General features: G+C 45.0%; 15 protein-coding genes. All 15 read left to right on the top strand.

Annotated features, from left to right (window positions below):
- Positions 1-13 precede the first annotated feature (13 nt).
- Positions 14-1,702 (top strand): flagellar basal-body MS-ring/collar protein FliF, encoded by a 1,689-nt coding sequence (gene fliF / locus L5M40_RS14160; protein WP_263173685.1) that lies wholly within the window; start codon positions 14-16, stop codon positions 1,700-1,702.
- Positions 1,695-2,747, top strand: a complete 1,053-nt coding sequence (gene fliG, locus L5M40_RS14155) for a flagellar motor switch protein FliG (protein ID WP_028761189.1) — start codon at positions 1,695-1,697, stop codon at positions 2,745-2,747. The genes fliF and fliG overlap by 8 nt, the downstream gene beginning before the upstream one ends.
- The gene (gene fliH / locus L5M40_RS14150; protein ID WP_113939467.1) at positions 2,734-3,729 is read left to right on the top strand and encodes a flagellar assembly protein FliH; all 996 of its coding nucleotides are present in this window, start codon (positions 2,734-2,736) and stop codon (positions 3,727-3,729) included. Before fliG ends, fliH begins: the two co-directional genes overlap by 14 nt.
- The gene (gene fliI, locus L5M40_RS14145; RefSeq protein ID WP_028761187.1) at positions 3,698-5,035 is read left to right on the top strand and encodes a flagellar protein export ATPase FliI; all 1,338 of its coding nucleotides are present in this window, start codon (positions 3,698-3,700) and stop codon (positions 5,033-5,035) included. The genes fliH and fliI overlap by 32 nt, the downstream gene beginning before the upstream one ends.
- A 29-nt stretch (positions 5,036-5,064) precedes the next feature.
- Complete coding sequence (fliJ, locus tag L5M40_RS14140; protein WP_028761186.1) at positions 5,065-5,511, top strand: flagellar export protein FliJ; 447 nt, start codon at positions 5,065-5,067, stop codon at positions 5,509-5,511.
- A gap of 241 nt (positions 5,512-5,752) precedes the next feature.
- Positions 5,753-7,348, top strand: coding sequence for a flagellar hook-length control protein FliK (locus L5M40_RS14135; RefSeq protein ID WP_113939468.1), 1,596 nt, complete (start codon positions 5,753-5,755; stop codon positions 7,346-7,348).
- Positions 7,349-7,432: 84 nt separating this feature from the next.
- Complete coding sequence (fliL, locus tag L5M40_RS14130) at positions 7,433-7,960, top strand: flagellar basal body-associated protein FliL (protein ID WP_028761184.1); 528 nt, start codon at positions 7,433-7,435, stop codon at positions 7,958-7,960.
- Positions 7,961-7,999: 39 nt separating this feature from the next.
- The gene (gene fliM / locus L5M40_RS14125) at positions 8,000-9,028 is read left to right on the top strand and encodes a flagellar motor switch protein FliM (protein ID WP_105251943.1); all 1,029 of its coding nucleotides are present in this window, start codon (positions 8,000-8,002) and stop codon (positions 9,026-9,028) included.
- Positions 9,029-9,039: 11 nt separating this feature from the next.
- Entirely contained in the window at positions 9,040-9,420 is a 381-nt protein-coding gene (gene fliN / locus L5M40_RS14120) for a flagellar motor switch protein FliN (RefSeq protein WP_028761182.1), read from the top strand.
- A gap of 30 nt (positions 9,421-9,450) precedes the next feature.
- Positions 9,451-9,876: a flagellar biosynthetic protein FliO gene (gene fliO, locus L5M40_RS14115; protein ID WP_263176616.1), complete on the top strand. Its 426-nt coding sequence runs from the start codon at positions 9,451-9,453 to the stop codon at positions 9,874-9,876.
- Positions 9,873-10,619, top strand: a complete 747-nt coding sequence (fliP, locus tag L5M40_RS14110; RefSeq protein ID WP_263176617.1) for a flagellar type III secretion system pore protein FliP — start codon at positions 9,873-9,875, stop codon at positions 10,617-10,619. Before fliO ends, fliP begins: the two co-directional genes overlap by 4 nt.
- An 18-nt stretch (positions 10,620-10,637) precedes the next feature.
- Entirely contained in the window at positions 10,638-10,907 is a 270-nt protein-coding gene (gene fliQ / locus L5M40_RS14105) for a flagellar biosynthesis protein FliQ (protein WP_012587225.1), read from the top strand.
- Between the two features lie 4 nt (positions 10,908-10,911).
- Positions 10,912-11,709: a flagellar biosynthetic protein FliR gene (gene fliR, locus L5M40_RS14100; RefSeq protein ID WP_028761179.1), complete on the top strand. Its 798-nt coding sequence runs from the start codon at positions 10,912-10,914 to the stop codon at positions 11,707-11,709.
- Positions 11,710-11,727: 18 nt separating this feature from the next.
- Entirely contained in the window at positions 11,728-12,858 is a 1,131-nt protein-coding gene (flhB, locus tag L5M40_RS14095) for a flagellar biosynthesis protein FlhB (protein ID WP_028761178.1), read from the top strand.
- Between the two features lie 183 nt (positions 12,859-13,041).
- Entirely contained in the window at positions 13,042-15,141 is a 2,100-nt protein-coding gene (gene flhA / locus L5M40_RS14090; RefSeq protein ID WP_028761177.1) for a flagellar biosynthesis protein FlhA, read from the top strand.
- Positions 15,142-15,143 lie beyond the last annotated feature (2 nt).

Raw genomic sequence — 15,143 nt, 5'->3', positions numbered from 1 at the left:
CGTGAGTACAGAAATGATTGTCGGATCCAATTCCGGTTTAGCTGACCAAGGTGTCCAGCAAGAACATAAGTCAGGAATGATGGGAAATCTTGGCGGTGTCGATATGATGCGCCAAGTGACTATGATTTTAGCCTTAGCGATTTGTTTAGCCTTGGCGGTCTTTGTCATGCTGTGGGCACAGGAGCCAGAGTATCGTCCATTGGGTAAAATGGAAACTCAGGAAATGGTTCAAGTGCTAGATGTACTTGATAAAAATAAAGTTAAGTACCAAATCGACGTGGACGTTATTAAAGTTCCTGAAGATAAATATCAAGAAGTCAAAATGATGTTGAGCCGTGCAGGTATCGACAGTCCTGCAGCCAACCAAGATTTTTTAAATAGAGACAGTGGTTTTGGTGTCAGCCAACGCATGGAACAGGCTCGTCTTAAGCATAGCCAAGAAGAAAACCTCGCCCGTGCGATTGAGCAACTACAAAGTGTCAGCCGTGCCAAAGTCATTCTTGCGTTACCTAAAGAAAACGTCTTCGCCCGCAATGCCTCTAAACCGAGTGCAACTGTGGTGATCAATACCCGTCGCGGTGGCTTAGGCCAAGGTGAAGTCGATGCTATCGTCGATATTGTTGCTTCTGCAGTACAAGGTTTAGAACCATCAAGGGTGACGGTAACTGACTCTAACGGCCGTTTATTGAACTCTGGCAGTCAAGATGGCGCGTCTGCGACGGCTCGCCGTGAACTTGAATTAGTACAGCAAAAAGAAGCTGAATATCGCACTAAGATTGAATCGATTCTGGTGCCAATTTTAGGTCCTGATAATTTTACCTCTCAAGTCGACGTCAGTATGGATTTTACTGCTGTTGAGCAAACATCTAAGCGTTTTAACCCTGATTTACCGGCACTGCGCAGTGAAATGACCGTTGAAAATAACACCACTGGCGGCTCTTCTGGTGGGATCCCTGGCGCGTTATCCAATCAACCGCCAATGGAGTCTAATATTCCAGAAGATGCAACAAAAGCGGCAGAGTCAGCAACGGCTGCAACAGGTAATTCGCACCGCGAAGCGACCCGTAACTTTGAATTAGATACCACCATTAGCCATACTCGCCAGCAAGTTGGTGCAGTGCGCCGCATTAGTGTGTCAGTCGCGGTGGACTTTAAACCTGGTGCCGCTGGAGAAAATGGTCAAGTAGCCCGTGTTGCCCGTACCGAACAAGAACTGACCAATATCCGTCGTTTGCTTGAAGGCGCGGTTGGTTTTAGCTCACAACGGGGTGATGTGCTGGAAGTGGTAACCGTTCCCTTTATGGATCAATTGGTTGAAGATTTACCCGCACCTGAGCTTTGGGAGCAACCTTGGTTTTGGCGTGCGATTAAGCTTGGTATTGGTGCGCTAGTGATTTTGGTGCTGATTTTAGCTGTGGTACGTCCTATGCTGAAACGCTTAATCTATCCTGACAGTGTGAATATGCCTGAGGATGGCAGATTAGGTAATGAATTAGCAGAAATTGAGGACCAATATGCGGCTGATACGCTAGGGATGCTCAATACTCAAGAGGCGGAATACAGTTATGCTGACGATGGTTCAATTCATATCCCTAATCTTCACAAAGATGATGATATGATTAAAGCTATCCGTGCGCTCGTGGCGAATGAGCCTGAGCTCTCTACTCAAGTCGTGAAAAACTGGTTACAAGACAATGGCTGAGAATAAAACGAAAGAAGTGGCTCCTGCGGCCGCACCTGCCTTTAATATCAAAGATATTAGTGGCGTTGAAAAGACCGCTATTTTACTCCTCAGTTTGAGTGAGGCTGATGCTGCATCCATTTTAAAACACTTAGAGCCGAAGCAAGTGCAAAAAGTGGGTATGGCCATGGCGGCAATGGATGAGTTTGGTCAGGAAAAAGTTATCGGGGTACATAAGCTGTTTCTTGATGATATTCAAAAGTATTCTTCAATTGGTTTCAACAGTGAAGAGTTCGTCCGTAAAGCCTTAACTGCTGCGCTGGGTGAAGATAAAGCGGGTAATCTGATTGAACAGATTATCATGGGCAGTGGCGCTAAAGGTTTGGACTCGTTGAAGTGGATGGATGCGCGCCAAGTGGCGACCATTATTCAAAACGAACATCCACAGATCCAAACCATTGTTTTGTCTTATCTAGAACCCGATCAAGCGGCGGAAATTTTTGGTCAATTCCCTGAGAATACCCGCTTAGACTTGATGATGCGCATTGCAAATCTTGAAGAAGTGCAGCCTGCTGCACTGCAAGAGCTGAATGACATCATGGAGAAACAGTTTGCCGGTCAAGGTGGCGCCCAGGCCGCGAAAATGGGTGGCTTAAAAGCGGCCGCCAACATAATGAACTACTTAGACACGGGTATCGAAAGCCAGTTGATGGAAACCATGCGCGAGTCTGATGAAGAAATGGCGCAGCAAATCCAAGATTTGATGTTTGTATTTGAAAACTTAATCGATGTCGATGACCGCGGTATTCAAGCCCTGTTGCGTGAAGTGCAGCAAGATGTACTGATGAAGGCGCTCAAAGGTACAGATGATCAGCTGAAAGAAAAAATCTTGGGTAACATGTCAAAACGTGCCGCTGAATTATTGCGTGATGATCTTGAAGCCATGGGCCCAATTCGCATCAGTGAAGTGGAAGTCGCCCAAAAAGAAATCCTGTCTATTGCTCGTCGCTTAAGTGACAGCGGCGAAATCATGTTAGGCGGCGGTGGTGGCGATGAGTTCCTCTAATCCGAGCGACAATAAATTGTTGAATAAGGTCTTGAGCGAAGGAGATGTCGAATTTAGTCACTGGGCGCTGCCAGATGTGACTGAAGCCGATGATGACTCTATCTCAAATCTGTTCGGCCATTCAAATCATCAAGCCGCTAAGTCGACTACAGTGGAAAGTGTTTCTCCACCGACTATTGCTGAGATTGAAGACATTCGCGCCCAAGCCGAAGAAGAAGGCTTTAGCGAAGGTAAGCAGCAAGGGTATGAGCAAGGGCTAGAAAAAGGGCGTTTAGAAGGGTTAGAGCAGGGCCATACTGAAGGGTTCTCCCAAGGGCATGAGCAAGGATTAGAAACCGGTTTAGCCCAAGCAAAAATATTGCTCTCGCGTTTTGAAACCTTATTAGCCCAATTTGAAAAACCATTGCAATTGCTCGATGGCGATATTGAACTCTCGCTACTAAACCTGAGTATGACATTAGCGAAATCTGTCATTGGCCACGAATTAAAAACTCATCCAGAACAAGTGCTTTCGGCATTGCGCTTAGGTATAGAATCGCTGCCGATAAAAGAACAAACGGTCACAATCCGCTTGCATCCTGACGATGTTATTTTAGTCGAACAACTTTATTCCAGCGCTCAATTGACCCGCAGTAAGTGGGAACTTGAAGTTGACCCTTCCTTAAGTCCAGGTGACTGTATTCTCAGTAGTCATCGTTCTTTAGTGGATTTGACCCTCGCATCGCGTATCGATGCTGTATTTGAGTCCTTACGGAACCAACATGCTCACTTAAGTGACAAGCAGCGTCAACTGCAAGAGGCGATAGAGGTTGAAGATACCGCAAAACACATTGCTGCTTCTGAGGCTGTGGGATCAGAGCTTGATGATCAGGTTGTCGATACGGTTTCTCAACATGCTGAGGATATACAATTTGCCTCAAACACAGGTGAGCAATTAGAGGCAGAATCAGATGCAAAATCGCCAACATCAACTGCTGAATAGGCTTAATCATCATCAGGGTAAGGTGCCGCCATTTCGCGCTGTGGCCAGTGGTCAACTGGTGCGTGTTGTCGGCTTAACCTTAGAAGCAAGCGGTTGCCGTGCGCCTGTGGGCAGTTTATGTTCGATCGAAACCATGGCGGGCGAGTTAATAGCCGAGGTGGTCGGGTTTGATGGCGAACTATTATATTTAATGCCCATTGAAGAATTGCGTGGTGTATTGCCTGGTGCGCGGGTTGTGCCTTTGGGGGAACAAACTGGACTCAATGTTGGTTTATCCCTGCTAGGACGCGTACTCGATGGTAACGGCGTGCCTTTAGATGGTTTAGGCGCGTTGCAAACGGACCAACAAGCGCCAAGACATAGCGCTGCCATTAATCCTTTATCTCGCCGTGCTATTACTGAACCGCTGGACGTTGGCGTTCGCGCTATCAACGCTATGCTGACCGTGGGCAAAGGCCAACGTATGGGCTTGTTTGCGGGCTCAGGTGTCGGTAAGAGTGTACTCTTAGGTATGATGACTCGCGGTACTACCGCCGACATTATTGTGGTTGGGCTAGTGGGTGAGCGTGGCCGGGAAGTGAAAGAGTTTATTGAGGAAATTCTTGGTGAGAAAGGTCGAGCGCGTTCAGTCGTTGTTGCTGCGCCTGCGGATACATCGCCTCTGATGCGCCTTCGCGCCTGTGAAACCTCTACTCGTATTGCCGAATATTTCCGCGATTTAGGCTATAACGTTTTATTGCTTATGGACAGTTTAACGCGCTACGCCCAAGCGCAGCGGGAAATTGCTTTGGCTGTGGGTGAACCGCCTGCGACTAAAGGTTATCCGCCCTCTGTGTTTGCAAAATTGCCACGTTTAGTTGAGCGCGCCGGAAACGGTGGCCCTGGACAAGGTTCAATTACGGCATTTTATACTGTGTTGACGGAAGGAGACGATCAACAGGATCCCATTGCCGATGCTTCGCGGGCGATCCTCGATGGTCACATTGTCTTGTCACGTTCGCTTGCGGATTCGGGGCACTATCCTGCAATTGATATTGAAGCTTCTATTAGCCGAGTCGCGCCTATGGTGATTTCCAATGAACATTTGGAGGCTATGCGCCGCGTGAAACAAACCTATTCTTTGTATCAGCAAAATCGAGATTTGATTTCTATTGGGGCCTATGCCCAAGGAAGCGATCCTCGCATTGATAATGCGATACGACTGCAGCCAGCAATGAATGCTTTTTTGCGACAAACCATGCGTGATGCATTTAGCTTTGCCGATAGCCAAGTCATGCTTGGGCAACTTGCTGCACAGTGCAAATAATGGCGTCATCGAATTAATCGAGGTCTAGTATGGCTAACGCCGATCCCTTGTTGTTAGTGTTAAAGCTTGCCAATGATGCCGAAGAACAAGCGGCTTTATTGTTAAAATCTGCGCAGTTAGAGTGTCAAAAACGGTTGAATCAACTCAGTGCTCTAAATAACTATCGCTTAGAATACATGAAGCAAATGCAATCCCAGCAAGGTCAAGCCATTAGTGCTAGTCACTATCACCAGTTTCACCGTTTTATTCGTCAGATTGATGACGCTATTATCCAGCAAAATCGCGTCGTAGCCGACGGTGAAAAGCAAAAAGAATATCGACAACAACATTGGTTGGAAAAGCAAAAAAAACGTAAGGCAGTAGAATTACTCTTAGCCAGTAAAGAGAAGAAGCGTCAAGTGGTTGAACAAAAAAGGGAGCAAAAAATGACCGATGAATTTGCTTCCCAGCAATTTTATCGCCGTCATCAACGTTAGTGAAATGATAGGCATCTTTACTGCTCGCGAGCCGGATAGGCTCTTTAGTTTTTTGTATTGATGGCATAAGCATCAATTTGACACCTCCCAGAGTTAATTCTTTTCGATATGCTGTCGTAAAACCTGATGTTTTGGCATCTTATTTGCTTTGATTTAGTCCATGACCCTGCAACCGCAGTGTTTAATTGACGTTTCTACCTAGCCATTTTCTTTTTTTGCTGGGTGATGTTTGGGAGCACTTATGCAACAAATGACCAATATCCTGTTAAGTAAAACAGGCAACTCTGCGGCCAATTCCGCTAAGACATCTTCCCAAGAGTCTAATAATGAAGACTTTTCATCTACACTTGCGTCAGTCACCGCTAGCTCATTTTCTATTTCTGCGTCTAAAAAAACCATTGCTAACACTGATGATACTGTGCAGGTTACCTCTGCGGATAAAGTAAAAGATGACGATATATCAACTGATGACGCCGACGTAAATCTCATTTTTGCCCAAATTAGCATGGCAAATGATATGAAGAAAACGGCATCAGATGGAGATAGTTTGCCGCTAGCATTTTTAAATGCTGAAGAAGATATAACTGGTGAAGAAAATATTGATACTTCATCAGCGTTATTAATCGGCTCAGCATTGGCATCTACTGTTTCTGCTGAGATTGAACTGGCATCAGATATAGATGCCGATGACGCGGGTTTTTCTGCTGAATTACAAAAGTTAGTTTCTACTAGCCCAGATATGGCAGCAATTTCAATCGCAGATGACGTGAAACCATCTTCTTTGACTGATAAGTCACTCGTACAAATTCTCCCCATAGACCCAAATATACTTGAAGTGTCAGCGGATAGTGATGCTGTGATTGATCCAAATTTGACCGATGACGCTTCAGAATTACCTTTAGAAGACACTGAGCTTGTCTCTGCCACTGAAGTCGGGGTGAGTATAGATGAGTCTTTAGTTGAGAATGAGGTCACACTTAATGCTGTGATTAATCAAGCGGGCTTAGCGAACAGTGCAACGATAAAGTCGGCAACCAACACTGCGGCAAAAGCAACGACTAGTAGCTCGACAGTGAATAGTCCCAATACGGCTAATATCGCGACCTCGGGAAATACTTTCGACCTGAATACCTTAGGCTCTTCAACTTCATCTGAACCATTAGATACAACATCTGTAACAGAAAGTGATCTTGATGGGAGTCCCAATTCCGATTTGGCTGCTAACCTATTACTGAAAGATGCTAAATTAACGGTTGCGATGGATATTCCCAGAGACGAAAGTTTTATGGATGATAGTAATACTTTCTCAGAACTTAAGTCGACATCATCCATACAGACACTCTCGATGTCACAATTAAATCGCCAAGAAACCATGCAAGTTCAGCTGTCATTGCGTCAAGGAGTAGAACAGCAAAACCAAATGCAGGAGATGATCCAACGATTTTCACCTGTAATGAAGCAGCAATTGATTACTATGGTGAGTCAAGGCATCCAACATGCGGAAATCCGGCTCGATCCCCCTGAGCTTGGGCATATGTTGGTAAAGATCCAAGTGCATGGCGACCAAACCCAAGTACAGTTCCATGTTACTCAGCCGCAAACGCGTGATCTGGTTGAACAAGCTATGCCAAGATTACGTGAGTTATTGCAAGAGCAAGGGATGCAGTTGGCTGACAGCCATGTTTCTCAAGGCGATCAAGGTGAGCGTCGGGAAGGTAGTTTCGGTGATGGCGGCAGTTCAAATGCGGCTGATATGGATGAAATCTCGGCAGAAGAGTTACATTTAGGTTTAAATCAAGCGATTAGTGTAACTTCAGGTATAGATTATTACGCTTAAGCAGGTAACCTATAGCAATGACTGACATAATTACGTTTCAAATAAAACTGTAATGAGTTTCCGCCTAAATTAAAGAGAATAGTGATGGCTAAGGAAGAATCGTTAGAACTTGAAAGTACTGAAGAGCCTAAGAGTAAGAAGAAACTATTTATTTTTGCTGGTGTAGGCGTTTTAGTCGCGCTGTTAATCGGTGGCGGCGTCTGGTTCTTTATGGGAAGCAGTACCGAAGAGGTTCCCGCCGTAGCAGCAGATAGTGCTGTTCAGGCTGAAGTACCAGCATCAGGAGAAGTAGCTACCGCATCATACGTGCCTATGCCGCGTCCTTTCTTATTCAACTTACCTGGGCCTGATAGGGCTCGTTTAGTTGAGATTAAAGTGCAGCTGATGGTGCGTGGTACCGATGATGATGTGCTAACACAAAAACATATTCCGCTGATTGAAGATGCGCTTTTAACGACCTTTAGTGGTGCAGATGTGCAAAAGCTCAGCACGCAAGCGGGGAAAGATGAGTTACGGCAGTTAGCACTTTTGAGTGTGCAAAATACTCTACAGTCAGTAACTGGGCGTAAGGTTGTCGAGAAAGTACTATTTACCGGTTTTGTAATGCAATAACCCTTTAACTTCAGCACCAAAAGAGGCGAAGGCAATATAGTGAGTGATTTATTAAGCCAAGACGAAATTGATGCGCTATTGCACGGGGTTGATGACGTCGATGATGACGAAATTGACGCTGTTGGAGAAGATGCCCGTTCCTACGATTTCTCTTCCCAAGATCGAATAGTTCGTGGGCGTATGCCGACGCTGGAAATCGTGAATGAGCGTTTTGCGCGCCATTTGCGCATTAGTATGTTTAATATGATGCGCCGAGCGGCCGAAGTGTCGATCAACGGTGTACAGATGCTCAAGTTTGGTGAGTACGTACATACGCTTTTTGTTCCTACTAGCTTGAATATGGTGCGTTTTAGCCCGCTCAAAGGCACAGCATTGATCACCATGGAAGCGCGACTGGTGTTTATCCTAGTAGATAACTTCTTTGGGGGTGATGGGCGTTTCCATGCCAAGATTGAAGGGCGAGAATTTACGCCGACAGAAAGACGAATAGTACAGTTACTGCTTAAGATTATATTTGAAGATTATAAAGATGCTTGGGCGCCCGTAATGGATGTTGAGTTTGATTATTTGGACTCTGAAGTCAATCCCGCCATGGCGAACATTGTTAGTCCTACCGAAGTTGTGGTGATTAATTCATTCCATATTGAAGTCGATGGAGGTGGTGGTGATTTTCATATCACTATGCCTTACTCCATGATTGAACCTATCCGAGAGTTACTCGATGCGGGTGTGCAAAGTGACAAGCAAGATACTGATATGCGTTGGTCACAGGCATTGCACGATGAAATCATGGATGTGAAGGTCGGGTTCGATGCCAATATTGTTGAACATGAATTAACTCTCAAAGAGGTTATGAATTTTAAAGCGGGCGATATTATTCCTATTGAGTTACCCGAGTTTATCATGATGAAAATCGAGGATTTACCGACATATCGTTGTAAAATGGGCCGTTCTAGAGATAACCTAGCGCTTAAAATATGTGAGAAAATCCCTCGGCCAGAGACAGTTAAATCTGAGCTGCAATTGGTGACGCGTAAGGGTAAATCTCGTGATATATCAGAATTATAAGGTGAAGTAAGATGAGCACAGACGATACGGATGATTGGGCTGCAGCAATGGCAGAACAAGCGTTAGAAGAAGCCAACGCAATTGAACTCGATGAGCTGGTTGATGATTCAAGACCTATTTCTAAGGCTGAAGCGGCTAAGTTAGATACAATTTTAGATATTCCTGTCACCATTTCGATGGAAGTGGGCCGTAGCTATATTAGTATTCGAAACTTATTACAACTTAACCAAGGTTCTGTGGTTGAGTTAGATAGAGTTGCAGGTGAACCGTTAGATGTGATGGTCAATGGCACGCTTATCGCTCACGGTGAAGTGGTGGTGGTAAACGATAAATTCGGTATTCGCTTAACGGATGTGATCAGTCAAACTGAGCGAATTAAAAAGCTTAAATAATACGAGATGTAAAAGTCGTTGGAACTTTAAATGAGCACATCGGTAATACAGAGTTTAGTGGTAGCGGTTCAAGCGAGCGCCGATAGCCTCGGTGGGGAAGGCGCAGCGAATATTGCTTCAATAGCGCCTGCTGCAAACATGGCTGAACCTTCTCAAGTTGCGACCTTAGCAAGTATGTTAGGTGGCTTGATTCTGGTTTTATTATTAATTTTCGCGTTAGCTTATTTACTGAGAAGGTTTAATTTAGTCCCCACGACCAATAGCGTACTAAAGACCATTGCTGTGACTTCCCTCGGTCAAAAAGAGCGTTTAGTCTTGGTTCAGGTGGGCGAACAGCAATATTTGCTTGGGGTTAGCTCGCAGCAGGTGAGTTTGATTGATAAGTTAGCTGAACCTATCCATCTAGAAGCTGATTCGTTTGCGAGTCGATTACGTCAGGCGAAATTAAAACAATGACAATACGTATTCTCGCGTTAATTGGGTTAGTTATGCTGCTATTGATGCCGTCAGCATGGGCCGCAGATGGCGTCTTACCTGCTGTAACAGTAACAACGGCGCCAGACGGCTCAACGGAATATTCGGTCACAATGCAGATTTTACTGCTGATGACATCGCTGAGTTTTTTACCTGCGATGCTCATCATGTTGACCTCTTTCACGCGGATTATCATTGTCCTGTCGATATTACGCCAAGCCATTGGATTACAACAGACTCCATCTAATCAAGTCTTAATTGGCATGAGTTTGTTCATGACTTTTTTTATCATGGCACCGGTATTCGACCGGATTTATGATGAAGGGGTGAAGCCTTATATCGATGAGCAATTAACCTTGCAGCAAGCGTTTGATAAAGGGAAAGAGCCGCTGAGAGGCTTTATGTTGGGCCAAGTAAGAACGACGGATTTAAAGACCTTTATTGAGATTTCTGGCTATAAGGATATTAAGTCTCCCGAAGAAGCACCTATGAGTGTGTTAGTGCCCGCTTTCATTACCAGTGAGTTAAAAACCGCATTTCAGATTGGCTTTATGCTATTTGTGCCTTTTTTAGTACTCGATTTAGTGGTGGCGAGTATCTTGATGGCTATGGGTATGATGATGTTATCTCCCATGATAGTGTCGCTGCCGTTTAAGATCATGTTGTTTGTGCTCGTAGATGGTTGGAGCTTAGTTCTCGGGACATTAGCGAATAGTTTCGGATAGCCAAGGGAGAGTAAACACATGAGTCCTGAGGCGCTAATTGATATTTTTCGTGAAGCTCTCGCTGTTATCGTTATGATGGTGTCTGCTATTGTGTTGCCAGGGTTGGGGATAGGGTTAATCGTTGCTGTGTTTCAAGCGGCGACTTCTATTAACGAGCAGACCTTAAGTTTCCTTCCGCGTTTGTTAGTGACACTTTTTGGCCTAATGTTTATGGGACATTGGTTAGTTGAAACCCTGATGGACTTTTTCATCGAGATGGTGAATCGCATTCCTCAAGTGATAGGCTAACGCGATGGAGCTGCTGCTCGATACCTTAATGCAAACCATTGCCGCTTATATTTGGCCATTGTTTCGCGTCGCGAGCATGTTGATGGTCATGGTAGTATTTGGGGCGGCAACGACACCAACACGAGTTCGCTTATTATTGGCGATGGCAATTACCTTTGCGATAGCACCCGTTCTTCCTCCAACTCAAAATGTGGATTTATTTTCGTTAAGCGCAGTATTCATCACGGCGCAGCAAATTATTATCGGTGTTGCCATGGGGTTTGTGACTCAAATGGTGATGCAAGTCTTTGTGCTCACTGGACAGATCATTGGTATGCAGACCAGTTTAGGCTTTGCCTCTATGGTTGACCCTGGTTCTGGCCAACAAACACCAGTTATTGGTAACTTTTTTCTTTTATTGGCGACATTGATTTTCTTAGCTGTGGACGGCCATCTTTTGATGATCCGTATGCTAGTGGCAAGCTTTGAAACTTTGCCGATTTCTAATCAAGGCTTAACACTGACAAGTTATCGATCGCTGGCTGATTGGGGGTCGTATATGTTTGGTGCGGCACTCACTATGTCGATATCTGCGATTATCGCCTTGTTATTAGTCAACTTGTCCTTCGGGGTCATGACCCGCGCCGCGCCACAATTGAATATTTTCTCTATTGGTTTTCCGATCACTATGATTGGTGGACTGTTTATTCTGTGGTTAACCCTAACACCGGTAATGGCACACTTCGATGAAGTATGGTCGACGGCTCAAGTGCTGCTTTGCGATATGTTAGCGCTCCAATGTAACGCTGATGGCTTGATATGATGGGATTAGGAGAAGCCCATGGCTGAAGAGTCAAGTGATGAACGTACAGAGGAACCCACGGGGAGGCGTCTAGAACAGGCGCGAACAAAAGGACAGATTGCACGTTCGAAAGAACTTGGAACTGCAGCGGTATTAATTTCGGCAGCATGTGGGTTTTATATGCTAGGCCCAAGTTTGGCCATTAGCCTAACTCGGGTGTTTGAAATTGTATTTACCATGGATAGGGCGCAAATTTTTGATACGAATGAAATGTTCAAAGTGTGGGGCGTTGTTGCGAGTGAAATAGCCTGGCCCATGGCTAAAATTATGCTACTGATTGTGGTTGTTGCGTTTATCGGTAACGTCTCTCTTGGAGGGATCAATTTTTCGACCCAAGCTATGATGCCAAAAGCCAGTAAAATGAGTCCCCTTGCTGGTTTTAAACGTATGTTTGGCGTACAGGCTCTGGTTGAACTCACCAAAGGTATTGCAAAATTTTCGGTAGTAGCGTTTTCTGCTTATTTTTTATTAAGCTTCTATTTCAATGACATTATGTTGCTGTCTAGCGACCATCTTCCAGGTAATGTTTACCATGCATTAGATTTGTTGGTTTGGATGTTTATCTTGTTATGTTCCTCGATTTTATTTATTGTCGTCATCGATGTGCCGTTCCAAATTTGGAATCACAACAAGCAACTTAAGATGACCAAACAAGAAGTAAAAGATGAATATAAAGACACTGAGGGTAAACCTGAGGTGAAAGGGCATATACGGCAGATGCAACGTGAACTAGCACAAAGGCGTATGATGGCTGAAGTGCCAAATGCCGATGTGATTGTCGTTAACCCTGAGCATTTTGCCGTTGCGATTAAATACGATGTGCAGCGCTCTGCGGCTCCCTTTGTGATAGCGAAAGGTGTTGATGATGTGGCCTTTAAAATACGTGAGATTGCCCGCGCGCACAATATTGCGATTGTCTCGGCCCCACCACTTGCAAGGGCTATTTACCATACGACTAAGTTAGATCAGCAGATCCCTGAAGGTTTGTTTACTGCTGTCGCACAGATTTTGGCTTATGTATTCCAGCTGCGCCAATATCAAAAAGGACGCGGCCGTAAACCTATTCCTGTCCCACTCAATCAACCTATACCAGATGAATTGAAATATTGAACCACTAGTCTCAGATGGTAGTCATTGGCAAAGCTGATGATGTCGAGTTCATTTGTTTTTTTATGGCTAATTTTATGTATATCAATCAGTCACAGTACATATCTTTCCTTCATTAATGGCTTTAATCTTGTTGGCGCGTTTTTTGCTTCATGCTATTACACGTCAAAGTTTAGGTTATAGCGAATGGATGTTAAAGCGACTCTTGGTCAAGTAAAACAAATTAGGCTCAGCACTTTTAAAGGCATTGGCACGCCGGTGGTTGTGCTTGCTGCATTGGCCATGATTGTTTTACCTATCCCTCCATTTCTATTAGACATACTCTTTTCATTCAACATTGCGTTAGCTCTCATCGTATTGCTGGTGGCTATTTATACCGATAGACCCTTAGATTTTGCTGCCTTCCCAACTGTGTTACTGGTGGCGACGTTATTACGCCTTGCGCTCAACGTTGCCTCTACTCGTGTGGTTTTACTTGAGGGTCATAATGGCGGTGATGCCGCGGGTAAGGTGATTGAAGCCTTCGGTTCTGTGGTGATCGGTGGTAACTATGCCGTTGGTCTAGTGGTATTTATCATTTTGATTATCATCAACTTTGCGGTGGTGACTAAAGGTGCTGGTCGTATCGCAGAAGTCAGTGCCCGCTTTACCTTGGATGCTATGCCTGGTAAGCAAATGGCAATCGATGCTGACTTAAATGCTGGAACCTTAAACCAAGATCAAGCGAGAATACGCCGTGCCGAAGTGACCCGTGAAGCCGATTTCTATGGTGCGATGGACGGTGCGTCCAAATTCGTTAAAGGGGATGCGATTGCCGGTATCATGATCTTAGTGATCAACATCGTAGGTGGTTTCATCATAGGGATTGTGCAGCATGGCTTAAGTTTCTCTGAAGCGGTTGAAATTTATACCTTACTGACTATCGGTGATGGTTTAGTGGCGCAGATCCCTGGTCTATTATTGTCAATCGCCGCAGCCTTGATGGTGACTCGTCAAAACGAGTCAGGTGATATGGGCCAAATGATGATGAGTCAGATGTTTGACAGTCATAAGTCATTGGGTATCGCCGCCGGAGTCCTGTTTGTCATGGGTATTGTTCCTGGTATGCCGCACATGGCGTTTTTAAGCTTTGCCTTTATGACGGCTGGTGCAGCTTATTTTGTTTATAAACGAAATGAAAACAAACGTCTTAAAGCGCTAGAACAAGTGAAATCGGGTCCAATAGAAAGACAAGATAAAGAGCCTAAAGAGCTAGGTTGGGACGATGTACATCATGTTGACACTATTGGTCTTGAGGTTGGATATCGTTTGATCCCTCTGGTAGACAAGGGCCAAGGTGGCGAGTTACTAAGCCGTATCAAAGGCGTGCGTAAAAAGTTGTCTCAGGAACTAGGCTTCTTAGTGCCCGCGGTGCATATTCGCGATAACTTAGATTTATCGCCTAATGCGTATCGCATTTCATTAATGGGCGTCGTCGTCGGAGAGGCAGATATTCGTCATGATTGCGAATTGGCGATCAACCCTGGTCAAGTCTATGGCAAACTCGATGGTATCGAAACGCGCGATCCCGCTTTTGGCCTAGAAGCGGTATGGATCGCTCCTGAGTTACGTGAGCACGCACAAACATTAGGTTATACCGTCGTCGATGCCGCCACTGTTGTTGCAACTCATATTAGTCAATTACTCACAAATAATGCCGCTAAGTTGTTAGGCTACGAAGAAGTGCAACAACTGATGGATATGCTTGCGAAACACTCACCTAAGCTGGTTGATGGCTTTATTCCAGATATCATGCCACTAGGACATGTCGTAAAAGTGATGCAGAACCTATTAAATGAAGGGGTTTCAGTTAGAGACTTGCGTACTATAGTGCAAACTTTGTTAGAATATGGCACTAAGAGTAATGACACTGAAGTCTTGACTGCCGCTGTGCGTATCGCTTTGAAACGTATGATAGTTCAGGAAATCTCAGGCCCAGAGCTCGAAATCCCCGTCATTACTTTGGCGCCAGAGTTGGAACAGATGTTGCATCAGTCAATGCAAGCAACCGGTGGTGATGGTCCTAATATTGAACCCGGTCTTGCAGAACGCATGCAGCAGTCCCTTGCCGATGCGGCTCAGAAGCAAGAAATGGTCGGACAACCCGCCATATTGTTGACGTCAGGTATGTTACGCGCGACGCTGTCACGCTTTGTTAAACATACTATTCCTAATCTCAGAGTCATTTCATATCAAGAAATACCTGATGAGAAGCAAATACGTATCGTATCTGCAGTCGGCCAGTAGAG

This window comes from Shewanella sp. SM68 (assembly GCF_025653925.1).
GTDB lineage: Bacteria > Pseudomonadota > Gammaproteobacteria > Enterobacterales > Shewanellaceae > Shewanella > Shewanella oncorhynchi.
This window is presented reverse-complemented; position numbering and strand designations above follow the sequence as displayed.